The following is a 22117-nucleotide window of genomic DNA, read 5'->3' on the forward strand; positions in this document are numbered from 1 at the left end:
TCTCAGAGGCCCCAGTCTTCACCTACATCGTGACCAGTTACAAGAACAATCTGCAAACGTATCGCCTGGTGGAGCGGATCCGTTCGCTGAGTCCCGATGGGCATATTCTTGTGAGTCATGACCGCAAAGCGGACCCCTTGGATTCAAGCGTCCTCGCAGCGGCGGGTGCTCAGTGGGTACGGACCCCCCGCGCGGTCATATGGGGGGACGGTAGTTACCTTGACTCTCTATTGGCTGCTCTGGCATTGGCCAACACGGGGCGGCCCAATGATTGGTACACCTTGCTGACGGCTCAGGACTACCCGCTGCATCCCCTCACCGACTACGAGTTGCACCTGGCAAAGGTGGGAGCAGACGCACTGATGGAGGCCCCTGGTCAGGGCGCCGACTATGAGTTCGTCCTGCAGAGGTACTTAAGCCGGAGTTTCGCAGCCCCCGATTTTGTCAAGAGGCCGGCCGTGCTTCGAATGACCACAAAGGTCATCCACCGGATTCCCGGCATCACCATCCACCCGCAGCCTCACGGGTTATCGCCGCGTATAGATGTTCGCCGTCGGAAGACACCCTTCGGCAAGAGTCTCCAGTTGCACAAGGGGAACGATTTGTTCGCCCTGAATGGTAGGGCTTTGGCGCACCTGCTGTCTGCTCCCGCGTCCTTGCTGGAATATTTTCGTCGGACGCGAATACCCAGTGAGGCCTTTCCCCATACTGTGCTTCGCAACGGTCCGTTGGTGGTGCGATCAGAACTCTTACACTACTCCGTCTGGGAGGGGAACCATCCGCTCGATCTCGAGGAGAGTGCTCTACCCGATGCTCTGGCCTCGGGGCGCTGGTTCGCGCGCAAGTTTGCGCCTGACTCCGCAAGCCTCGCCGTCTTAGACGCGCGGTTTGGTCCGCACGAAGGCGGAGCCCGTAGGGATCCCGCACAGTGAGCGCGGGGGATCCAACGCCGGAACGGCTGGACCGCGCCCAGCTACAGACCCGCGCCGTCAGTGGGGCTATGTGGACGTTGCTCCATGTTGCTGTTTCACTGCCTCTAGCGTTCGTCGTGAACATCGTGCTTGCCCGTGTCCTGGGGGTTGCTGACTACGGGCGTCTCGCCTACCTGACGATGGTGATGGAGATCGTCGGCGTCATCGTCATGGTCGGGGTCGGGAACGGGCTCATCCAGTTCGGGGCCAAGGCCCACTCGCGGGGTGATCACGACACCGTCAAGTCACTCCTGCGTCGGACCCAGGGCTTCCGTGTCCTTGTCGGCGCCCCGATTCTCACGGGTGTGGTGCTTCTCTTGGCCGACGTGCCAGTGGCGCTGCTGGTCCTGGCGATCCTGTTCGGCATCTGGGTACCGGCTGGCTTTGGTGGAGCCCCCGCAGCCCTCACGATCCAGAACGACACTGCGCGAGCCGCGCGTCTGGCCATGGTGATGAACCTCGTCACCCAGGCCGTGGTGGTCACCGCGGTCCTGTCCATCCCCCAGCCGGATGTCGTATGGAGCGCCCGCATGGTGGTGGGCGGTGTGAGTGTGATCGTCGCGATCTTCCTAGTGCAGCGCCGCTACCGTCGTGCTGTTCTCACACCCAGGTGGCCCTCGGGCATGCCCGCGGGGTTCTGGCGGTATGCCGTGCCCATGGGGCTGTCGGGCATCCTCTCTACCATCGCTCTGAGCCGCTCGGAGGTGGTGCTTCTGGAGCACCTGTCCACCGCGGAGCAGGTCGGTCTCTACGCCATGGCTTTCGGTCTAGCAGGGCACCTCTTCGCACCCGCTCAAGCCCTCCTCAACCCTCTGACACCGGCAATCTCAGCACTTCGCGAGGTCGACGTCACCGCGATCAAGGAAGCCTTCCGGCGGACGGTGCGGATGAGCAGTGCCATCGCGGGGCTCATCATCGCGGTGGGTGGACCGGTGCTGGCGCTCTTGGTCCCGGTTCTATATGGAGAGGCCTTTGCCTCAGCCAGCCGCCTTGTTCTTGCACTGGTCGTTGTCTCGGGATTCCTGATCGTCACCTATCCGATGCAGACCTTCGTCAGCGCTCGGCTCCGGGCTGGCAGTGCGCTTACAGTCAACGCGCTATCGCTGGTCGCCACCGTGGTCGTGGCCCTCCTCCTCATACCCGCCGTCGGCGCATGGGGGGCGGTCATGGGCAAGTTCGCTGTCGTCCTGACACGGGTGGCCTGGCTCGGTTGGAGGGAGCCGGAGAGCTTTATGGTGGGGCGGTGGGAGTTCGTGACCTCTTTCCGATCGGTGGCCGCCGCGTCCGTCGCGGGGCTGGCGGCCTTCGCTGGCGGAACCGCAGCGGCCGCGGAGTTGAACTCGCCCTTCTGGGGGGCAGGAACGGCGTTCCTTCTGGGAGGCACGCTCTTCGTGCTGCTGGTGATGTTGGTACGGGGTGGGCTTGAACCGAAGGACATCACGGCAATCGGCCGCGCGCTTCCGAGCCAGATCCGCCCCTGGGCAACGTTCGTTCTCAGGCTCACCCTGGGGAGCTCGGCTTCCAGGGCGGGGCGGTCATAATGGGCCGATAAGCCTAGTCCGTTCGCCCACATCCGACATCCAGCACGGGCATGTCAGGCACCAAGTTCGACGTCGACGGGATTCCCGAGCCCACGTTGTACTTCGACGTGCCGCAGGAGTTCGCCCACATGGTCTCGTCTACCGTGGACCACTTCGCTCTGGCTCTCGTCCTTCCCGCCATGCGCAGCGGCCAGGACCTGCACCTCGAGGGCCCGCTCACGGACGAGCTACTCTTCAATCTGAACGGCCCCGTCCAGGCCTGGATCCGATCGATCCTCCCCATCTACAAGCAGGTCCGAGTCAGCGCAGCTTGGGTCCAAACTCCTGGCTCCCCACCTACGGGCGTCGCCACAGGTTTCTCTGCTGGCGTCGACTCGTTCAGCGCCCTTGGCGACTATTTCTTCGGCGCGGACGTTCCCAAGACTCTCCGAGTGACCCACCTACTCTTCAACAACGTGGGCTCCCAGGATGCGCCGCATATGAGGCGCGCCGCCCTTGAGCTCGCTAATGCGGCTCTTCCCAGTTGCGGTGGGGGTAGGGGTGTGACGCGCCGGGCGAGGCAGGTGCCGGGCTGAGAAGGGTCGAGGCCCTCAAGATCGGAGGCGACCAAGCACTCCGAAGACCTCGAGGACCTCGACGATGGACAACCCTACGTCGTGCTGCGCTGCGCTCGGCGCACACAGCGCGTACTGCGACAACTGCGACCTGCTGGTGGGCCTGGACGGCTATCACGTCCTGGACGTGGCGCGCGGCCCGGACGGGCTGGTGGTGAGGGTGGAGTCACCGCCGGGTCCGGTCGGGTGCCCGGACTGCGGAGTGCGCGCGGCCTCGCGAGGTCGGCGCGAGCACCGGTTGGTCGACATCCCGGCGTTCGGGACGCCGGTGCGGCTGGTCTGGGCGAAGCGGACCTGGGCCTGCCGGGAGGCGTCGTGCCCGAGGCGCTCGTTCACCGAGACCGACGAGACCTTGGCTCCACCACGCTCGACGTGGACGACCAGGGCGAGGTCCTGGGCGGTCGGGCAGCTGCGCCGTGAGCACGCCACCGTGCACGGCCTGGCCCGCCAGCTGGGCCTGGGGTGGGACACCGTCTGGTCCGGGATCGAGCCGATCCTGACGGCCGCAGCAGCCGACGAGACCCGCTTCGCGGGCGTGCAGACCTTAGGCGTGGATGAGCACGTGTGGCACCACGTCTCGACGAAGGCGCCCGAGGACGGTGGACGCGGACCGAAGGAGCTGACCGGGATGGTGGACCTGACGACCGATGAGAACGGGCAGGTCAGGGCACGTCTGCTGGACCTGGTACCGGGCCGCTCGAAGAAGGCGTACGCCGACTGGCTCACCGCACGGGGCCACGCCTTCACCGCCAGCGTCAAGGTCGCCACGCTCGACCCGTTCCACGGGTACAAGGCCGCCATCGACGACGAGTTGGCCGAGGCGACCGCTGTGCTCGACGTCTTCCATGTCGTCGCCCTGGGGACGAAGTGCGTGGACGAGGTCAGACGGCGGGTGCAGCAGGCGACCACCGGTCACCGCGGCCGCAAGGGCGACCCGCTGTACGGCATCCAGAACATCCTGCGCGCCGGCGAGGAGAATCTCACCGACAAGCAGCGCGCCCGGATCGAGCGGGCGTTCGCCGCCAACGAGGCCCACGAGGTGGTCGACCTGACCTGGCAGTGCGCCCAGCAGTTGCGCGCCGCGTACAAGCAGACCGAGAAGGCCGAGGGCCGCAAGCTCGCCGAGCGCATCATCGCCTCGTTCCCCTCCTGCCCGATTCCCGAGGTCGCCCGGCTCGGCCGCACCCTGCGCAAGTGGAGAGAGGCGTTCCTGGCCTACTTCACCACCGGGGCCACGAATGGCGGGACGGAGGCCATCAATGGACTGGTCGAGCTGCACCGTCGCCTGGCTCGAGGCTTCAAGAACCGATCCAACTACAGGCTCCGCATGCTCCTCATCGGCGGAGGGCTCAACCTATGACCCCCACCGCAACTGGGAAGAGCCGCTAATGCCCGAAACGTTTCGTCGAGCTGGGGAATTCCTGTTGTCGATGTGACGTCCAATCTGGATGACCATCTCGTTCCCTTGGGTACGCATACCGCGTTCCACAATACGCATACGGTTCGGAATGCGAGTGTCGCTCATTTCCTCGGTGCCGGAGTTGGGACGTGGCTGTATGCCTCTGCTGTTCATTTCAAGGATGTTCATGGGCGGGAGAGCGAGCACATGGGGACCAGTGATCCACTCAGCCTTCCGCTGTTGTCGACGGCGAGTCTGCGACTGAAAGCCGTCGGGCATGAGCGAACTCGTGTGCAGAAGACTTTTCAGGTGGCGCAACTCGAAAGCGCGCGTGCCGGTCTAACCGTGTGCATCGACACCGATTGGAACTCTTTACAGAATTGCTCCAAGTGCTCCAAGTGCATGCGTACGTTGCTGACTCTGGACATTGGGGGTGAGCTCTCCGCTTTTTGCCCACAACGTTTTGATCTGCAGGTCTACAGGGCTCATCGCGATGCGTTCATGGTGGAGGTCCTGGCTTCGGCACGACCGAGTTCGCGGCCGACCGAGGGTTTGTATGGCCGGACGGAGTCCGCCAGAGGGCGCGGCTGTACCGAGCGACTGAGCAGGGCAAACGCATGGCCGGACTAGCGAGACGGCGGGTTCGCGAGGTTACTCGTCGAGCGCCTTCCTGAAGCGTGTCGACAGGTGCCGGAGGGCAGACCGAGATGGCAACACAGCCTTGATAAGACGCCGCGGTGAGCCTCCCGTCGGAGGTACGCCGAACTCCGAACCCAGGGCTTTTGATATCGGTCTTGTCCAGCCGCCCAGGCTATTGCCCGAATGAGCCTCGGTGGTTCCAACCTGGTACAGGGCTCCATGGAAAGGCAGGTCAGCCAAGGCTAGGTCATCGTGGATATGCATGTGGGACCCGATCCAACGCTCCAATTTGTCTCCATAACCGACATATAGATCGTCCTGTGAAGGGTTTGTAGTTAGTTCGGGGGACGGAAATAGGTCAGCCCGCACGATGTGCGAACTGCCGCAATTGAGGTGAAAGTCGCCCGCATGCTCTCGGACCGCCCGACGTTCGGCGTTGTAGCGCCAGCCATGCGTAACGGTCCAACCGGGCGCATCTCCATCCCCGCTCACGAACGACGCAATTCGCTTGCTGACAAAGTCATCGGCGTCGACAAACATGACGTGTGACGCGCCGCTTTGCTGTGCAACGTTCAACCCCACCGCGAGTTTGGTGCCCTTGTCCCGTAGTACCGCGGGAATCCCAGTCCGGGGTCCTTGCAACGGTGACGGGGGCTCAAAATCGACCTCGACGAACACCACCTGAGGGGGTAGATCGAAGCTGGGTTTCCTATTTCCCACGACCACACCGAGCCAGGTCGCCGTGTCTTGACGGGACCATGATGTCAGCGTCCCTCGCAGGAGTGCCTCGACACGGGCGTAGTCGGTGCTGTTGAGTGGATGGCGAAGCGAAGTGACGAACCCGAGCACAAAGCAGATTGTGGCATGGCCCTGGACCTTCCGCCTCTGACGAGTTCAAGCCATGCGTGCGTACAGCTTCTCGTACGCATCGACAACGCGGCTCCAGGTGAACCGTCGGACGGATAGCCTGCCTGCCGCTGCGAGACTCCCGGCGAGGCTGTCGTCCTCAAGGACTCGATCAATACGCGATACGACGCTGTCGAGGTCTGTGGGATCGATCAACAGGCCGTCGCGGCCGTCCGCGACGAACCCCGCCGGGCCGCCTTGGCGTGTGGCAAGCACGGGCGTGCCGGCGGCCCAGGCCTCCAGCACGACGATCCCGAAAGGCTCCACCCGACTGGGGACGACGACCGCGTCGGCCTCCGCCATGAGCGCCTGAACTTCCGAGGCCGTACGGCGTCCCAAGAAGTGGACTCGGTGCGAGATCGAGAGCGATCCGGCCAGTTCTTCCAGCCTTGCCCGCTCTGCTCCGTCCCCGACGATCCACACCCGGGGCTCGCAATGGGATTGGGCGGCCGCCTGAAGAAGAACGTCGAAGCCCTTCTGCCGGACGAGCCTGCCTGCCCCCAGGAGCACGGGCTGGCCTTCGTCCTTGTCAGCCAATGGGGCGTATGGCTCGGCTGTCGCGTCCGCGGTGCGGCCCAAACGAACGCCGTTCGGGATGACCCAGACATCGCCAGCCCCAAATCGAGACCGGAGGTCGTCCGCCACGTATGCGGAGCATGCCGTGACGGTGCCGGAACGAATGGCGCGACGAAGCGCCGTGCGCAGCAGTGCGGACCTGTCGTAGATGCCGTGCTCGTCCATGAAGGTTTCTCCGTGCGACGACACCACCAGGAAAGTGCCGGTGAGCTTGGCGAGTGCCAGGCCGTAGACGCCGTTGGGTCCGAAGCACTGCACATTGATCACGTCGGGGCGGAAAGCCGCATAGGCCCTGACCCATCGCGTCAGTGCCCGGGGAGCCCGCGAAGCTAGCGAAGCCACTGCTCGCGCCGATCGAGCTGGCAGTGGGGTGGGGAGGTAACGCACTCGGCACCCGTCGACGACCTCGTCCCGCAGGCCGTCACCCCGGTCCACCGTCCAGACCTCAACCACGTGACCACGCTCTTGCAGTGCCTTGGCCACGTGGCGCACGTGCTCCTCGACGCCGCCGAAGTGCGGGTGGTAGGAACTGGAGACGAGCGCGATCCTCATCCGGCTCGGGTCCATCGGCCCTCCTTTGCTTCGGGTGTCAGGCACGCCCATCGAGCACGTTAGCCTCTCAGGGAGTTGCTCGAGGAGGAGAGTCTTGCCCGAACTGGCCATCGCGACCACCGCGACCTCCACCCCCATGGGTGCCCAGGCGTACCAGGCGGCCATCACTGACCGCGCTCAGCAGGCCCTCGCAACGGCGAGCCCCGAGCCATGGACGGTCCGCTCGCTCGTGGCCCGTTCACTGCGCTCGGACCTTCCTGGGAACCGGCGACTGCCGATGGGACGCCTCTTCACGGCTTCTGAGCGGGAGCGGCGGCTACTGGGGCGGGTGCTGTGGCCCTGGTCCGCCGTCGTGCACCGGATGGACCTCATCCTGCCACCGCCTGCGGGGCCGGACGTCGTGACGCTGCACGACGTGGTGGCGTGGGAGTTCAAGGACGAGTCTGCCCCCGTAGCGGCTGCGGCATCGGAGTTGCGCGCTGCTGACGCGGTCATATGCGTCTCTCAGTTCACCGCAGGGGAGGCCGAGCGGCTGCTCGGGCTCAAGGACGCCGTCGTGATCCCGAACGGCGTCGGCGAGGAGTACTTCTCGGCCGTCCCGCTCAGTCCGGAACAACTCACCGATGTGGGGCTGCGACAGCCCTATCTGCTGTATGCCGGTGGGTCGGCCGCCCGGAAGAACCTGCCTGGTCTGGCGGAGGCGTGGCGCTTGGTTCACGATCGTCTACCGGAGCATTCACTGGCCCTCGCCGGTCCCCGAAACCGGGCACGTGACGCTCTCTTCGCCGGCCTGCCCAGGATCGTCCACCTCGGTCGTCTGCCGGACCCGCTCATGCCGGGGCTGGTCGCTGCTGCCGCGGTCGTGGTGGTGCCTTCTCTCTACGAAGGCTTTGGTCTACCAGCCCTCGAAGCGATGGCGGCGGGCGTCCCCCTTGTGGCGAGCAACCGCGCCTCTCTGCCAGAAGTCGTCGGGGGCGCAGGAACCCTCGTGGACCCGTTCGGGCCCAGTCTCGCCGAGGGACTGGAGTATGCAGCAGGTGGGGGCATGGCGATCACAGCTATGGTGAAGAAGGCGCGCGGGCGTGCTACGACGTTCACCTGGGAGCGGAGCGCTCGTCAGCATGCTGAAGTGTGGGGTAGTCTCGTCTGAATTAGGCGTGGGCAGCCGGGGCAATGGCCATTTCACACAGAAGTGGACGGGCATGCTAGGCCACGAGCATTCAGGCACGCAAAGGCTTGACTGGTCGACTGAAGCCCGATCGAACGAGGACCAAGAGGTGCGGCAGGGTGGACCCAGAACAAGACGCGCTGGTTTCTGTAATCATTCCGTTATATAACGGTGGTCGCTTCATTGTGGATACCATGAATTCTCTACTCCAGCAAGATCACACCCACCTTGAGGTCTTGGTCATCGACGATGGCTCGAATGACGAAAGTCCGCTGCTAGTACGCCGTATTGGTGAGGGGGACGCGCGGATTATACTGGTGAAAAAGCCGCACGTGGGTATCGCTGGGACGCGAAATGCGGGCCTATCCTGGGTGAGTGAAACCAGTCGCTACGTCCTTTTTCTGGACCAGGACGACATACTTCAACCCACCGTGCTCAGCCCGTCTCGTCAGCATATTGAATCGCCGGTACGACGCCGTTGGCGCGTATGTCATAGCTGACTACATTGATGAGCATGGAAAGCCGTTTCTCCCGGGTCAGTTCGCGGGTCACATGCTGAATCGACAAGGGTACCGTGGGGGAAAAATGGTTGGCGTCTCGGAGACAGAAGACGTTCGCTGGTATGATCTCTTCATATCCAACCATCTGTATCCCCCAAGTGCCGTTTTGCTCCGTAGTGACGTGGTGCTCAGCGTAGGCGGATTCGATACGACGTATACGGTGGCGGACGACTGGGATCTCATGGTCAGAGTCGCCAGGCGGGGCGCCATTGTTCCCTGTAATCAGATTCTGGTTGGTTATCGTCGGCACGAGGTGAACGCGTCTTCAAACACCGATCTCAATATACGCGAGATAAGGTCGCTCTGGGCCAACGTCTACTATTCCGCTGAGAACCAGCCAGGCGAGAGGCGATTGCTGCGTCGTATTTGGCGCGCGCATCAACGAATGACTGCCAAGAGGAAGGCCACGGCGGGCTTGGGTGCCATATCTCGCAAACGTCCGTGTGCGGGGTTAAAATCGCTCTTGGACGCTGGGGGGCATGCCATTATTCCACGTCCGCTTCAAGCGTGGCGCACCTCGGTGGATGCTAGCAGGCCGTTGGTGACGGGCAGGGTCGGAACGATTGACGCGGGACAGAATCCGAGCTAAACCATCCGGCCTGCTGTACTGCTACATCGCGGTCATTGCGCGTCAGTTCGTCAGTTCGGCGACGGCGGCTTCTAGGGTTCTTGCGGATACGCTCCAGTCATGCAGTTCCGCGAAGTTTCGCGCACGCTCGCCGATTAACTTGAGGGTGTCCTCATCCTCGGCGAGCGCCTCCAGCGCCTCGGCGAGGGAGGAAGGGTCGTCAGGCTCGACTAGCACGCCGTGGCCACCGAGCGCCTCCGGTATACCCCCAATATTGGATGCGATCACGGCCAGGCCTGCCGCTTGTCCCTCGCGGACGGTAAGCGCGAAGGGCTCGGCCCAGCGAGAGGGGACGACTAAGACATCGGAGCGTGACAGAATGCTGGCCACTTCACTACGGGCCAAGAAGGGCCGAATGGACACGCGATTGCCCAGGCTGGCTGCCATCTGGCGAATTTCTACTTCATATTTCGTCAGCGGGTCTGAGGCGGTGAATCCGCGCGATCCCACAAGGGTGAGGTGGATGTCTCGCCGGTTGAGGGATGCTATCGCTTTGAGTAAGATGTCAGCGCCTTTGTCGCGAATCATTCGGCCTACGAAGACTACGCGAAGGAAGTCGGAGCGACGAAGAGGGCTATCGCGGCGGAAAAACTGTACGTCTACGCCGTTGGGCACCACGCGGATTCGGTCGGACATGCGTGTTGGGATGTTCTCGGCAATTTGACTCGCGAGAAACTTGCTCACGCAGATGATGCCCACGGCCGGGGAGAGATCAAGGCCCGCCTGCCGCGCTTGGTAGGTCTTAAGGACGTCATTGTGGGCGTACACGAAGGGGTGGTGCCGACTTGAGTCGACGAGTCGGACCAATTGGGGTGCATTGTGGCCAAAAAGGACGGACTCGGGCCAGTCGGCTTGGTGGCTCACTGCCGCAGCCAGTCTTCTTCGGGCCATGATGCGAGGCAGCCGGAGTCTGGCTAGCCCCGCATCAACCATTCCGGGAGAGACATGGGCCGGCAAGCGTATCGCTCGTGCTTCCTCGTACTCGACGATGTCAGCACTTGGGTAGCGATCAGAATACGTACCCTTGGCCACTGCTACGATCGGGCGCGGCTCGCTGACGCGGTGACTGCACAGCCCGTGCACAACAGTGGCGATCGCGCTCCCAGTGCGCGGTGAGTAATGGTCGCCCGGGGTCAGCACGTGGATGTGGTGCACAGGTCAACACTCGCATAGTTGGTCAGTCGGGACTGCTGCACGGGTAGGTGACAGGGCGGTCAGGCTGCCTGAGCTGCCGGTGCGGTCATGATGCTCGCGCACTCGATGGGGGTCAAACGGCCCGGGGCGTCTTGGCGTGGGTGCCGGTGGTAGGTGCGCTCGATCCAGGTGACGATGACGATGCGGAGTTCCTTGCCTGAGGTCGTGGCCAAACGCCGGCGCTCTCGTCGGCGCGACGGCGAGGGCGTGGAGCGCGTCGCCCCGAGGGGTCCTGCTGTCACAGAGATCGTAGACGTCGGCCGTCAGCAGGCAGCAGGCTTAACCTGGGATACGAGTGCCGCACGTCACGCTGCGGTGTGGGCCTCCCGCGCCTGACGCTCCATACCCCGGCCGGTTTCCGCCTAGGCTGGTCTCTCAGTCCCAATCGACCGACGGAGCGCCCGTGAGCACCACCCAGACCGATCAGTCGCGCTACACGCGGCTGCGCACGTTCAACTGGATCGCCGCGGCGGTGCACGCCGCCCAGGCAGTGGCCGTCGTCCTCCTGGCGACCGACTTCACCCTGCCGGTCACCGCGACCTACCTCTCCGGCCCGCCCGGCACCCCTCCCGGTGACCAGGTCACCCTCTGGGACGTCTCGACCCCTCTGGCGATCGCGGCCTTCCTGGCGCTGTCGGCTATCTTCCACATCATCGTCGCCTCTCCCGGGATCTTCGACCGCTACCGCGCCGGGCTGGCGCAGGGGCACAACTACTTCCGGTGGGTGGAGTACTCCCTGTCCAGTTCGCTGATGATCGTCATCATCGCCCAACTGGTCGGCATCTCCGACGTGGTCGCGCTGCTCGCGCTCTTCGGCGTCAACGCCTCGATGATCCTCTTCGGCTGGCTGCAGGAGAAGTACCACCAGCCCGGTGCCGGCGGGTGGCTGCCCTTCATCTTCGGCTGCGTCGCCGGGGCCGTGCCGTGGATCGGGGTCGTGCTCTACACGATCGCGCCCGGGTCGACGTCCGGGGCCGAGCCGCCCGGCTTCGTCTACGGGATCATCGTCTCGCTGTTCCTCTTCTTCAACGTCTTCGCGCTGGTCCAGTGGCTGCAGTACAAGCCGGTCGGGCGGTTCCGCAACTACCTCACCGGTGAGACGGCCTACATCGTGCTCAGCCTCACCGCGAAGTCGGCCCTCGCCTGGCAGATCTTCGCGGGCACGCTTGTCGGCTGACGGCTCAGCCCGCCGTCTCCCGCAGCGCGGTCATCGACGCCTCGGTGACCTCCTCGATCCCGACGCGCACGTCGACCAGTGCACCGGCCTCGTCCGGCTCGAGCATCTCGAGGGTGTCGAACTGCGACTGCAGGAGCGAGGGCGGCATGAAGTGCTCGCGCTTGCTCATCCGGTCCAGCAGGATGTCGTAGTCGGTGTGCAGGTGCAGGAAGAACGGGTCGGTCCCGCTCTGGCGCAGCCAGTCGCGGTAGATCCGCCGGAGAGCCGAGCAGCCGGTGACGGAGGCCTGGCCCTGCTCGTCCAGCTCGCGGATCCGCGCGGCGAGGGCCTGCAGCCAGGGGCGCCGGTCGTCGTCGTTGAGCGGGACACCGGAGGACATCTTGTCGACGTTGGCCGGGGGGTGGAACTGGTCGCCCTCGACGAAGACGGCGCCCAGCTGCTCCGCCAGGGCCTTCCCGATCGTGGTCTTGCCAGTCCCGGAGACCCCCATGACGACGACGTGCTGCGGCGCGCCCACTAGAGGATCAGCCACAGCGCGGAGGCGATCGCGAAGACGGCCAGGCCCAGGGTCGTCTCCATGACCGTCCAGGTCTTGAGGGTGGTCTTCTCGTCCATCCCGAAGAAGCGGCTCACCAGCCAGAAGCCGGAGTCGTTGACGTGCGAGAGCACCGTGGCCCCCGCGGCGACCGCGAAGACCAGGAGAGCGACCTTGACGTCGCTCAGGCCCTCCGCCGCGACCTGGGCCGAGATCAGGCCGGCGGTGGTCGTCAGCGCCACCGTCGCCGAGCCCTGTGCGACGCGCAGCGCCGTCGCGATGAGGAAGGCCTGCAGCAGCAGCGGCAGCCCGACGTCCGAGAGCGACTCGGTCAGCGCCTGGCCGATGCCGCTGGCGCGCAGCACCCCGCCGAACATGCCGCCGGCGCCGGTGATGAGGATGATCGCGGCGATCGGGCCCAGCGCCTCGTCCATGAGCTTGGTCGCGGCGGGGATGCTGAAGCGGCCGGGGGCGAGCACGATCACCGCGACGACGACGGTGATGAGCAGCGCGACCGGGGTCTGGCCGATGAGCTGAAGACCGCTGGCCCAGGCCGCGTCGTCGGCGATCCGGCCGTCGGTCCTGAGGGTGCCGACGACGGTGTTGAGCGCGATGAGCAGGAAGGGGAGCATCAGCAGCACCAGGACGACGCCGAAGGCCGGCGCCCTGGTCCGCACGGCCGTGCCCCCACCGGTGCCGTCGCCGGCCTCGGGGTCGACGCCGGCGTTCTCCTCACCGAAGAGCAGGTCGGGGATCGACACGTCGAAGCGCTTGCCCAGCCACATACCAACGAGGTAGGCGCCGAGGTACCACCCGACGATGGCCACCGGGATACCCAGCAGCAGGGTGACGCCGATGTCGCCACCCATGAGGTCGGCCGCGGCCACCGGGCCGGGGTGCGGGGGCACGATGGCGTGCATCGCCGCGAACGCACCGGCGGTGGGCAGGCCGTACTTGAGGATGGACCCGCCGAAGCGCCGGGCCACGGTGAAGATGATCGGCAGGAAGACGACCAGGCCGGCGTCGAAGAAGATCGGGAAGCCGAAGATGAGGGCGGCGATGCCCAGGGCCAGCGGCGCCCGCTTCTCCCCGAAGCGGTTGATGAGGGTGTCGGCCAGCACCTGGGCGCCGCCGGTGTGCTCGAGCAGGCGCCCGAGCATCACGCCGAAGGCCACCAGCAGGGCGACCGACCCCAGCGTGCTGCTGAAGCCGCTCATCAGGGCCATCGGCACGTCGGCCAGCGGGATCCCGGCCGCCACTGCCGTGAGCAGGCTGACCAGGACCAGCGAGACGAAGGCGTGCAGCTTCACCTTCATGATGAGGAAGAGCAGCAGCGCGACCGCCGCCGCGGCGATGAGCAGCAGGACCCCGGCTCCGTATGCCGGCTCGATGGCTTCCATGATCTGTCCCCTCGTCGAGTGGTCGGGTCTGCGGTGACCCACGGGTCACCCTAGTCCCAGGTGTCGCGGTCCTGCCCGGGTCAGCGAGGACGCGCTCGCGGGCGCGGGCGACGCGTGTGAGGATGCGCTCGTGCGCCCCCGCGAGCAGACCGACGACCGGCCGGCCCTGGCCGGGCTGCTCGTCGTCGTGCCCGCCCGCGACGAGGAGGACGAGGTCGCCGGGGTCTGGCAGCCGTGGCTGCCGCAGTGGGGGAGGTCGACCTGCCGGTCGTGGTGAGCGTCATCCTGCACCAATGCACCGACAGCACCGCGGACCGGGTCGACGACGTGGTCCGCGGGCACCCGGATGTCCGTTGGCTCGTCGTCGACAGCGGGGCGGGGACGCTCGGCGGTGCCCGGGCGGAGGGGGTGCTGGCCGCGCGGCACCACGACGCACTCGCCCACCTCGACCCGCGGGTCGTGTGGCTGGCGAGCACCGACGCGGACTCGCGTGTGCCGCATACCTGGCTGGCCGTCCAGACCGAGCTGGCCGACCGCGGGCTGGACCTGGTCCTGGGCTCGGTGGAGCCGCGCGACGACGGGTCCGAGTCCGCCCGGCTGTGGCACGCGCAGCACCACCTGGTCGAGGGTCACCTCGGCATTCACGCGGCCAACCTGGGGGTGCGGCTGTCCGCCTACGACGTAGCCGGTGGCTTCCCCGACGTCGACGACGGGGAGGACATGCGGCTCGTGCACGCGGTCCGGGACGTCGACGGTCTGCCGTGGACCAGCACCGACCGGGCGCGTGTCCTCACCTCGTCCCGGCGGGAGGGGCGGGCCGGGAAGGGGTTCGCCCGGTTCCTGCGGCGGCTGGACGACGCCGTCGAGACCTTCGGTGCGACGCAGGAGCTCGAGCAGCGGCTGCGGGTCGAGATCCTGCGGCTGGCCGACGAGCGGGGGCCGGAGAAGACGCTGTGCCCGTCGGAGGCCGCCGGTGCGGTGGACCCGACGCGGCGCCAGGCCTTGACCCACGTCGCCCGGGCGGTGGCGTGCACACTGGCCGACGAGGGCCTCGTCGTGGTCACGCAGAAGGGCGTGCCGGTCGACGGGCGGACCACGCCGGGCCCGGTGCGGGTCGGTCTGCCGTCGGAGGAGCTGCAGGGGCGGTCAGGCCCGTAGCGTCAAAGGGTCGCCCGCCGGCCCGACGCGCACCCCGTGCAGCTCCCACCCGCTCCGGAGCAGGGGTGACGGGTCGGTGCTGACCCGGCCGGCGGGCACGTCCACGCTCAGCCCGACCAGGGCCGTCACCATCGCGGCCGCGCTCGCGGCCGACCACGCCTGGGGCCGGCAGGACGCCGGGTAGGGCACCGGGCGACCACCCACGGGGTCGCCGGCGACGAGCTCGGGGAAGCGGTGGTGCACGGCGCTGGAGAGGCGGGCCATCGCCTGCAGCAGGAGGTCGGCCTCGGCGCGGTAGCCCCGCAGCCGCAGACCGTGCAGGGCGATCGCGGTGTCGTGCGTCCACACCGACCCGGTGTGGTAGCCCGCGGGGTTGTAGGCCGGGTTGTCGGCCGACAGGGTGGCGATCCCGAACTCGCGCACTATGTCCGGCCGGGTCAGGCGCCCCACCACGAGGTCGCACTCCTCCTCGGTGAGCATCCTGCTCGCCAGCACGTGGCCTATGTTGGAGCCGACCCCGTCGACCTGACGGCCGTCGGCGTCGAGGGCCATGGCCAGGTAGCGGTCCGCGCCCTCACCCACCCAGAAGCGGTCCCGCACGCAGGCGGATAGGTCGTCGGCCCACGAGCGCCACTCCTCGCCGCCGTCCTCACCCAGGGCCTCGAGCAGGTCCGCGGCCCCGCGGGCCGCCTCCACGGCATACCCCTGGGCCTCCAGCAGGGCGATCGGCGCGGGCGCGATCGTGCCGTCCGCCCGCCGCATCGAGTCGCCCGAGTCCTTCCACCCCTGGTTGGACAGGCCGGTGCCCGCCTCGTCGAGATAGCGCAGGAAGCCGTCGGGCGACTCCTCGCACATCCGTCGCATCCACCCCAGCGCGGCGTGCATCGTCGGCAGCAGCGCGCGGACCTCATCCTCGGGCATGCCCCAGCGCCACGCGTCGTGCAGCAGGACGACCCACAACGGGGTCGCGTCGACGGTGCCGTAGTAGAGCGGCGGCAGCTCGAGGCTCCCCCCGGAGTAGGTGGCGCGCCGCACCTCGTGGAGGATCTTGCCCCGCTCGGCGGCCAGCGCCGGGTCGTCGACCTGCGCCTGACGTCGGGCGAGCGCGCAGCGTCCCGCGGGCCAGGGCCTGGCTGAAGGGCAGCATGAGCCGGGCCGTCCACAGCGCGTCCCGGCCGAAGAGCGTGAGGTACCACGGGCTGCCGACCGCCGCAAAGACGTCCTGCGGGTCCTCGGGGTCGGTCAGCAGCAGGTGCTGCAGGTCGGTGAGGTTGGTGCGCAGGAGCCGCTCCCACACGGGGTCGCCGACGAAGCGGGGCCCCGGGCGAAGTCGCACCGGTCCGACCCCGCCCCGCCGTCGAACGCGCTGGGTGCGAGCCGCCGGGCGGAGAAGGTCAGCGTCACGGTCCGCTCCGTGCCGGGCGGCAGATCCAGGTCCCAGTCGAGCTCGGTGCCCTGCGGGGTATGCCGCGTGCGCGCGACAGCCTGCCGAGGCGCTCACCGTGGTGGCGTGGCGGTCGTCGGCCCAGGCTACGAGCACGCTGCCCTCGCCCACCCCCGGGTGCGCAGGGGTCGTCGCAGGGGGCAACAGGACCGGGTCGTCGGCCAGCCCGGTCTTCACCGACGCCAGCTCGGCCCCGTCGCCGCCCACCTGCACGGTGAGGGTGGTCCGCACGTCCGTCATGGCCCGGGAGACGACCCGCACGGCCTCGGTCATGACGTGCTCGCCCCCCTGTCCACCCGACAGTGTGCGCGTGCGATGCACCTCGACGGTCGGGTCGTCGCCGGCTCCTCGTCGCAGCGGACCCGCAGGACCGACACGACCCGCCGGTCGTCGACGAACCACCCGGTGCCCGGCCGGGCGATCTGACCGTCGTGGGCACTCAGCACGGTCGACGGTCCGTCCACCGCGATCTCCAGCTCGTGCAATCAGGGCTGCTGCTTCATCGTGGGTACATCCTGTGGACGTCGGCCAGGCGTGCCTCGATCGCCGGCCGCCAGGCGGCGAACCGCGGCTCGGTGAGCAGCACACGCTTGACGAAGGGAAATCCGGCGTCCAGCAGCACCTCCCACGCCAGCAGGGCGTTGGCATCCGGGGGCATCCCCAGCTCGTCCTGGCTCCACCCCGTGGCCGTGGAGAGTCCAAGCTCACGCACCAGCGCACTCAGCCCGATCTCGTAAGCCAGGATGACGTCCTCCTTGGACTGCTGCGGTGCAACATCTGCGAAGAACCGCTGCAGATCCGGCAGACCCAGGACGCCTCCGGAGAAGACCATCAGACTGCTCTGAAGATGCGGTCGAGGTCTTCGGTTCCAGGTCGCTCCCCAGACCTGCGCGTCGCTGGTGGTGATCCGCCGCGTCAGCTCCTCCAGGGAGCCAGCCGGGCCCTCCAGCGAGTCGTTCGTGAGGATGACCCGCGCCTTGCCGGCGATCTGGGGGTAGGCGCTCAGCGCGTCGCGCCAGGAGCCGAAGTCGTAGGCCGAGTTGGGCCGAGACACGACCGCGACGCCGCTAGGCACGGACGGGGCGCGCAGCCGGGTCCACGGGTCCCGGGCGGCGACGACGAGCGTCGGCCAGCCGGCGGCGGCATACGCCTGCGCCGCCCGCAGCGCGCTGGAGCGGACGTCACGACCCGGCGACCACTCGGCCATGACCACCACGCGGTCGCCGGCCAGGACCTGCTCCACGTCCCCGGCCACCACGCGCAGCCAGCCACGTCCGAGGCTGTTGACCTTCTCCTTGAGCGCGAACCGGCCGTCCCGCAGCCGCCGTCGCTGGGCCTTGGTGGCGAGATCCAGCCGCTCGGCGAAGGGCACGCCCGCGTCCTGGCCCCACGTCCGGGTGCCCCGGGCGGTGACCGCGGTGGCCTCCGCCCACTTGGCGAGCTCGCCCGGGTGCCGTGCCCAGAGGTTGACCAGGCGTGCAGCATGTCCGACCTGCGCCCGCCACAGCCGTCCACCGCCCAGGGTGGCGTCATACGTGAGATCGAGGTCGAAGCGCTCGCGCACGACCGTCGGGGCGGTCTGCCTCCCGTTGACGATGTTGGAGACGTTGGTGCCGTGCACCACCTGCGCCCACATGACCGGCGCGTGCACCTGACGCACAGGCGCGTGCCCGCGGGCTCTCGCGTGCTTGGCCACGAAGACCGTCTCCGGCGGCCGGCCCTCCTCCCGCCGCTCGATGAGGGACAGGAAGGGGCTGGAGACGATGTTGCTCCGGTAGACCGCGCCGGTGCGGTCGATCTGCACCCCGCGGGGGAAGTTGACGAACATCCGCTCCTGCCCGGCGAACTCCGTCTGCACCCGCGCCATGAAGTCCACCGCCATGGCGTCGTCGCTGTCGATCCGGGTGGTGATGAGGTATGCCGCGTCCGCTCGGTCGGCCACGGGGCCGGCGAAGGAGTCGCGTCGGAAGGGCTCGCTCGACCAGATCGGGGTGAACGCCCCCTCGGCCAGCTCCCCCACCTGCGCCCGGAAGTCGTCGCTGCACCGGTCGTCGAAGAGGACCAGCCAGTCGAACGGCTGCGCCCCGCGCTGCCGCGTCACCGACGGCAGGCAGGCGTCGTAGAAGAACCCCAGCCGGTAGTGCAGCCACTCCTCGGTCGCCGGCGGGGCGCCCGGCACCATCACGGCGCTGAAGCGGGTCAGCAGGACGTGGTCGAAGGGGCGTGGGGCGGTCACTGGTTCATTCTGCCCGCGTAGCAGTCCTTCACCACCTGCGTCTTGACCCAGGCGCCCGACTCGTAGACGAACGAGCCCAGCCACGCCGACCAGCTGCGTCGCTCGTCGCGTTCCACCGGCCACATCAGGATGTCCGCGTCCACGCACCGCTCCATGAGCATCCGGGCACGGGCCGTGTGGGGAGTGCTCGTGATCACGGCGACCCGCTCCCAGCCGTTCTCCTCGACCGCCGCCGCGAGGACCGCGGCCTCACCCCGCGTGTTGTACGGCTCGGGCACCACGCACTCCACCCGGTAGCGGTCGGTGACCAGCCCGCAGTGGTCGGTGGCGTAGGCGTCGCCGGTCTCCTGGTTGATCGAGGTGGTGGCCAGCAGGACCGGGGCGACGCCGCTGTCCATGACGGCCAGCGTCTGCTCGATGCGGGTCTCCACCGGGCCGAGCACGTAGACGGCGTCCACCTCCTGCCGCGGGTCGACCTCGGGGTGGGCGACGTGGTCGACCACCACCCAGAGCCAGACGGCCAGCAGCCCGGTGGGGATCGACATACCGGTCAGCGCCCGGCGCCAACCCCGACCAGTCTCGGGGTCCCTGCTGCGGCTCCGCACCGTTCGACCCTAAGCCCGTGCGCCATCGGCGTTACAGTGGTCCGTCCGATCAATGTCTTTGGGGGTCTGTCCCACGTGACCGTCCGCGATCTCTTCCTCATGCTCGCGCGCCACTGGCGCGGTGCTCTGGCGATCCTGCTTCTCGTCGTCCTCGGCGCCGCCCTCGCCACGATGCGGCAGACGCCGGTCTACGAGTCGCGCACGACGATCTACTTCGCCGCGACCGACGCGGACGGGCAGAGCACCGGCAACCTCTACCAGATGCCCGGCGGCGAGCGGTCGACGCTGACCCGCATCGCGCGGTCACCCCTGATCCTCGACCCGGTCCGCGAGACGCTCGGCTGGGACGGGAGCGTCCCCATCTCGGTGGAGGCCAGCTCCGGCGGGGAGGACACCGCACTCTTCGACTTCGTGGTGCGCAGCGACAGCCCCGAGCACGCCAGCCAGGCCGCCGCCGCAGTCCCGGTGGAGCTTGCGCTCAACGCCCGGAGCTACGCCCCCACCCTCGCGCAGAGCGGGGCGCGGGTAGCGGCCCAGTTCGTCGACCAGCCCACCAGGTCCAGCACCCCGGTGGCACCCGACCCGATCCGCAACCTGATGATCGCGGCGCTGGCCGGGCTCATGCTCGGCGTCGCGTATGCCGTGGGCCGGGGCAGCCTCGACACCCGCCTGCGCACCCCGGCCGACCTCGAGCGGGTTTCCGACCGACCGGTGCTGAGCACCATCCCGATGCTGGGCGGCAAGCGCGGCGAGCGCAGCCTGTATGTCGTGGACGACCCGCACGGGCCGCAGGCCGAGGCGGTGCGCAAGCTGCGGACCAACCTGGTCTTCGTCGACGTGGCGGGCAAGAACGCGCACTCATTCGTCGTCACCTCCGCCATGCCGGGGGAGGGCAAGACCACCACCGTGGTCAACCTCGCCCTGGCCGTCGCTGAGGCGGAGCGGCGCGTGCTCGTCATCGACGCCGACCTGCGTCGCCCCACCGTCGCGGAGAAGCTCGGGCTCGAGGGCTCGGTCGGTCTGACCACCGTGCTCGCCGGCGACGCGGAGCCGCGGGACGTCATCCAGCGCTGGGGCGACACCCAGCTCTACGTGCTCTCCGGCGGCCAGGTCCCGCCGAACCCCAGCGAGCTGCTCGGCTCCAAGGCGATGGAGAACCTCTTCTACCGGCTGGCCGACGAGTTCGACTTCGTCCTGGTCGACTCCCCGCCCGTGCTTCCGGTCACCGACTCGCTTGTGCTCAGCAAGCTGACCGGTGGCCTGGTCATGGTCGTCTCCACCCTCACCCGCCGCCGCCACCTGCAGGAGGCGCTGCGCACCCTGGACACCGGCGATGCGCACGTGGACGGGTTTGTCCTCACCAAGACGGCGGCCGAGAAGGATGGGTCCTACTACTACCGCTACCAGTCGCCCGAGTCCGCGACGCCGGCCAGCCGACGCTCCACGGTCGTAGAGGGGCGCCCGCGGCGCCCGGTAGGGGCCCGATCGGCCCGTCGCTGACTCACCCCTAGGGGTGACCTGCGGCTTCGCCGTTGACAGCCTCCCCCTCAGTCCTGTCTGATGTGGGTGGCCGCGCGTCCCCGCGGCCACCTCGTCTTTGGCCCAACCGTGGGGGAGTCCTTCATGTCCGGTGTTTCGCAGCCCACCCGTAGGACGCTCGTTAAGGGTGCCGCGTGGTCCGTGCCGGTGGTGGCGATGGGGGCTCCCGTGCACGCGGTGACCTCGAGCCCTTCTGCCTGCTCGGTCCTCGTGACGGCCCAATGTAACGGTGATGGCTCACTGTCTTTCATCTGGGGTGGAGCGACTGGATCGAGTGTCCCGGACACTTTGGATTTCACGTTCTCCTATACCCAGGGCATCAACATCAACAGGCTCACCGCGACAAACGGGGCGGGATTCAGCAACGGAACTAAGACGGGGGTGACGTTGACTCGCAACGAAGCCTCGGTCGGCAGTGCGTTTCTCAACGTCGCGGCAGCCAACTCGGCCAACCTTCAGACGTTCTCGCTCTCGCTCACAACTGCTGGATGCGGAACCGTCGCCGTTTGTGGTCAGTTCCTGAAGCAGGTCTGTTCGGTGCCCTGCACTGGCTGATCATCTGATCGGCTCAGTACCGCTCGTCCGTAAATAGGGTCGCCGCCCTCAGCGCAGCTCGCGCTCGTGGTCCGGCAGCATGCCGTTCTGCATACCCCACCGCACCGCCTGGCTGCGCCGGGTGACGCCGATCTTGCGGTAGGCCGTGCGGATGTAGGACTTCACGGTGTTGATCGACAGGTAGACCCGCTCGGCGATGTCCTCGTTGGTCCAGCCCTGCGTGATGAGCGCCATGATCTCGGCCTCGCGGGCCGACAGCCCGTGCTCCTGGCCCGGCCAGGCGCCGCGCGGCTCATCCGTGCCCTGCTCGGCACCCGGCGGCGGCACGACGGTCTCGCCCGCGGCGATCCGCTCGATCGCGGAGACGATGTCCTCGGCGCTCATCGACTTGTCGAGGTAGCCGCTGCACCCCCGGGACAGGGCCTGCTCCACCAGCTCCTTCTGCACGTTCCAGCTGTAGATGACGACCCGGCCGTTGCGCGGGTTGGAGACGAGCTCGTCGATGGCCTCCCCGCCGTCCTGCATGCGGGAGAACGTGTCGTAGAGCGTCACGTCCACGTGCGAGATCGTCTCGGTGTCCACGTTGAGCTCCACCACCCGCACCCGGTCGCTGAAGGGGGCGAGCATCGCCTCCAGCCCGTGCACGACGACGTCGTAGTCGTTCGAGAGGGCGACGGTCACGGGGGTCACGCCCCTGATCGTAGCGGTGACCGACCTCGA

The 22117-nt window shown here is 67.5% G+C and carries 22 protein-coding genes and 1 pseudogene; 11 read left to right on the plus strand and 12 right to left on the minus strand.

Annotated features, from left to right (window positions below):
- The first annotated feature begins 29 nt into the window (after nucleotides 1–29).
- The 4 genes from E3Z34_RS00605 (at nucleotide 30) to E3Z34_RS00620 (ending at nucleotide 4486) form a co-directional block, all read left to right on the plus strand.
- On the plus strand, nucleotides 30–932 hold the full coding sequence (locus tag E3Z34_RS00605; RefSeq protein WP_134772046.1) for a hypothetical protein: 903 nt from the start codon (nucleotides 30–32) through the stop codon (nucleotides 930–932).
- A 116-nt stretch (nucleotides 933–1048) separates the two neighbouring features.
- Entirely contained in the window at nucleotides 1049–2512 is a 1464-nt protein-coding gene (locus E3Z34_RS00610) for a lipopolysaccharide biosynthesis protein (RefSeq protein ID WP_158288557.1), read from the plus strand.
- Between the two features lie 50 nt (nucleotides 2513–2562).
- A complete protein-coding gene (locus tag E3Z34_RS00615) occupies nucleotides 2563–3087 on the plus strand; it encodes a hypothetical protein (RefSeq protein WP_134772048.1) in 525 nt (174 codons plus the stop codon).
- Nucleotides 3088–3151: 64 nt separating this feature from the next.
- A complete protein-coding gene (locus tag E3Z34_RS00620) occupies nucleotides 3152–4486 on the plus strand; it encodes an ISL3 family transposase (protein ID WP_194092415.1) in 1335 nt (444 codons plus the stop codon).
- 1572 nt (nucleotides 4487–6058) lie between these two features.
- On the opposite strand, the gene E3Z34_RS00625 is transcribed toward E3Z34_RS00620, so the two are convergent.
- Nucleotides 6059–7213, minus strand: a complete 1155-nt coding sequence (locus E3Z34_RS00625; RefSeq protein ID WP_158288558.1) for a glycosyltransferase family 4 protein — start codon at nucleotides 7211–7213, stop codon at nucleotides 6059–6061.
- A gap of 346 nt (nucleotides 7214–7559) precedes the next feature.
- Here E3Z34_RS00625 and E3Z34_RS00630 point away from each other — a divergent pair, with 346 nt between their 5' ends.
- Both E3Z34_RS00630 and E3Z34_RS20015 read left to right on the plus strand, forming a co-directional pair.
- Nucleotides 7560–8348, plus strand: a complete 789-nt coding sequence (locus tag E3Z34_RS00630) for a glycosyltransferase family 4 protein (protein ID WP_238695274.1) — start codon at nucleotides 7560–7562, stop codon at nucleotides 8346–8348.
- 212 nt (nucleotides 8349–8560) lie between these two features.
- Nucleotides 8561–8866 carry a glycosyltransferase family A protein gene (locus E3Z34_RS20015; RefSeq protein WP_420819000.1) on the plus strand — a complete coding sequence of 102 codons (306 nt, stop codon included), beginning with the start codon at nucleotides 8561–8563 and terminating at the stop codon, nucleotides 8864–8866.
- On the opposite strand, the gene E3Z34_RS17790 is transcribed toward E3Z34_RS20015, so the two are convergent.
- From E3Z34_RS17790 to E3Z34_RS00650, 3 genes and pseudogenes are all read right to left on the minus strand, one after another.
- Nucleotides 8802–9176: a hypothetical protein gene (locus E3Z34_RS17790; protein WP_134772051.1), complete on the minus strand. Its 375-nt coding sequence runs from the start codon at nucleotides 9174–9176 to the stop codon at nucleotides 8802–8804. The two genes, E3Z34_RS20015 and E3Z34_RS17790, sit on opposite strands and share 65 nt — an antisense overlap.
- A 381-nt stretch (nucleotides 9177–9557) precedes the next feature.
- Nucleotides 9558–10322, minus strand: coding sequence for a glycosyltransferase family 4 protein (locus tag E3Z34_RS00645; protein WP_158288560.1), 765 nt, complete (start codon nucleotides 10320–10322; stop codon nucleotides 9558–9560).
- A gap of 446 nt (nucleotides 10323–10768) precedes the next feature.
- Nucleotides 10769–10933, minus strand: a pseudogene (locus tag E3Z34_RS00650) (IS3 family transposase); the annotation flags it as partial.
- 218 nt (nucleotides 10934–11151) lie between these two features.
- Here E3Z34_RS00650 and heR point away from each other — a divergent pair.
- Nucleotides 11152–11925, plus strand: coding sequence for a heliorhodopsin HeR (heR, locus tag E3Z34_RS00655; protein WP_194092424.1), 774 nt, complete (start codon nucleotides 11152–11154; stop codon nucleotides 11923–11925).
- Nucleotides 11926–11929: 4 nt separating this feature from the next.
- On the opposite strand, the gene E3Z34_RS00660 is transcribed toward heR, so the two are convergent.
- On the minus strand, nucleotides 11930–12457 hold the full coding sequence (locus E3Z34_RS00660) for a gluconokinase (RefSeq protein ID WP_238695275.1): 528 nt from the start codon (nucleotides 12455–12457) through the stop codon (nucleotides 11930–11932).
- Nucleotides 12442–13860, minus strand: coding sequence for a GntP family permease (locus E3Z34_RS00665; protein ID WP_134772053.1), 1419 nt, complete (start codon nucleotides 13858–13860; stop codon nucleotides 12442–12444). Before E3Z34_RS00665 ends, E3Z34_RS00660 begins: the two co-directional genes overlap by 16 nt.
- 130 nt (nucleotides 13861–13990) lie before the next feature.
- Here E3Z34_RS00665 and E3Z34_RS17540 point away from each other — a divergent pair, with 130 nt between their 5' ends.
- Nucleotides 13991–14137 (plus strand): hypothetical protein, encoded by a 147-nt coding sequence (locus tag E3Z34_RS17540; protein WP_158288561.1) that lies wholly within the window; start codon nucleotides 13991–13993, stop codon nucleotides 14135–14137.
- On the plus strand, nucleotides 14095–15018 hold the full coding sequence (locus tag E3Z34_RS18395) for a DUF3253 domain-containing protein (protein WP_134772054.1): 924 nt from the start codon (nucleotides 14095–14097) through the stop codon (nucleotides 15016–15018). The genes E3Z34_RS17540 and E3Z34_RS18395 overlap by 43 nt, the downstream gene beginning before the upstream one ends.
- Here E3Z34_RS18395 and E3Z34_RS00675 read toward each other — a convergent pair.
- From E3Z34_RS00675 to E3Z34_RS00690, 5 genes are read right to left on the minus strand one after another with little or no spacing between them, the layout of a single operon-like run.
- Nucleotides 15007–15939 (minus strand): amylo-alpha-1,6-glucosidase, encoded by a 933-nt coding sequence (locus E3Z34_RS00675; protein ID WP_338043820.1) that lies wholly within the window; start codon nucleotides 15937–15939, stop codon nucleotides 15007–15009. The two genes, E3Z34_RS18395 and E3Z34_RS00675, sit on opposite strands and share 12 nt — an antisense overlap.
- Nucleotides 15926–16735 (minus strand): hypothetical protein, encoded by an 810-nt coding sequence (locus tag E3Z34_RS18400; RefSeq protein WP_238695276.1) that lies wholly within the window; start codon nucleotides 16733–16735, stop codon nucleotides 15926–15928. Before E3Z34_RS18400 ends, E3Z34_RS00675 begins: the two co-directional genes overlap by 14 nt.
- Nucleotides 16732–16926: a glycogen debranching N-terminal domain-containing protein gene (locus tag E3Z34_RS20020; protein WP_420819001.1), complete on the minus strand. Its 195-nt coding sequence runs from the start codon at nucleotides 16924–16926 to the stop codon at nucleotides 16732–16734. The genes E3Z34_RS18400 and E3Z34_RS20020 overlap by 4 nt, the downstream gene beginning before the upstream one ends.
- Nucleotides 16927–16961: 35 nt before the next feature.
- On the minus strand, nucleotides 16962–18698 hold the full coding sequence (locus tag E3Z34_RS00685; RefSeq protein ID WP_134772057.1) for a glycosyltransferase: 1737 nt from the start codon (nucleotides 18696–18698) through the stop codon (nucleotides 16962–16964).
- The gene (locus E3Z34_RS00690) at nucleotides 18695–19243 is read right to left on the minus strand and encodes an ElyC/SanA/YdcF family protein (RefSeq protein WP_134772058.1); all 549 of its coding nucleotides are present in this window, start codon (nucleotides 19241–19243) and stop codon (nucleotides 18695–18697) included. The genes E3Z34_RS00685 and E3Z34_RS00690 overlap by 4 nt, the downstream gene beginning before the upstream one ends.
- A 135-nt stretch (nucleotides 19244–19378) precedes the next feature.
- On the opposite strand from E3Z34_RS00690, the gene E3Z34_RS00695 reads away from it, so the two are divergent.
- Nucleotides 19379–20803 carry a tyrosine-protein kinase domain-containing protein gene (locus E3Z34_RS00695; RefSeq protein WP_134772059.1) on the plus strand — a complete coding sequence of 475 codons (1425 nt, stop codon included), beginning with the start codon at nucleotides 19379–19381 and terminating at the stop codon, nucleotides 20801–20803.
- Between the two features lie 327 nt (nucleotides 20804–21130).
- Entirely contained in the window at nucleotides 21131–21397 is a 267-nt protein-coding gene (locus tag E3Z34_RS00700) for a hypothetical protein (RefSeq protein ID WP_134772060.1), read from the plus strand.
- Between the two features lie 48 nt (nucleotides 21398–21445).
- Here the strand turns inward: E3Z34_RS00700 and E3Z34_RS00705 are convergent, their stop codons facing one another.
- Nucleotides 21446–22087, minus strand: coding sequence for a response regulator transcription factor (locus E3Z34_RS00705; protein ID WP_238695277.1), 642 nt, complete (start codon nucleotides 22085–22087; stop codon nucleotides 21446–21448).
- Nucleotides 22088–22117 lie beyond the last annotated feature (30 nt).

The sequence above is a fragment of the Ornithinimicrobium flavum genome (assembly GCF_004526345.1).
Lineage (GTDB): Bacteria > Actinomycetota > Actinomycetes > Actinomycetales > Dermatophilaceae > Ornithinicoccus > Ornithinicoccus flavus.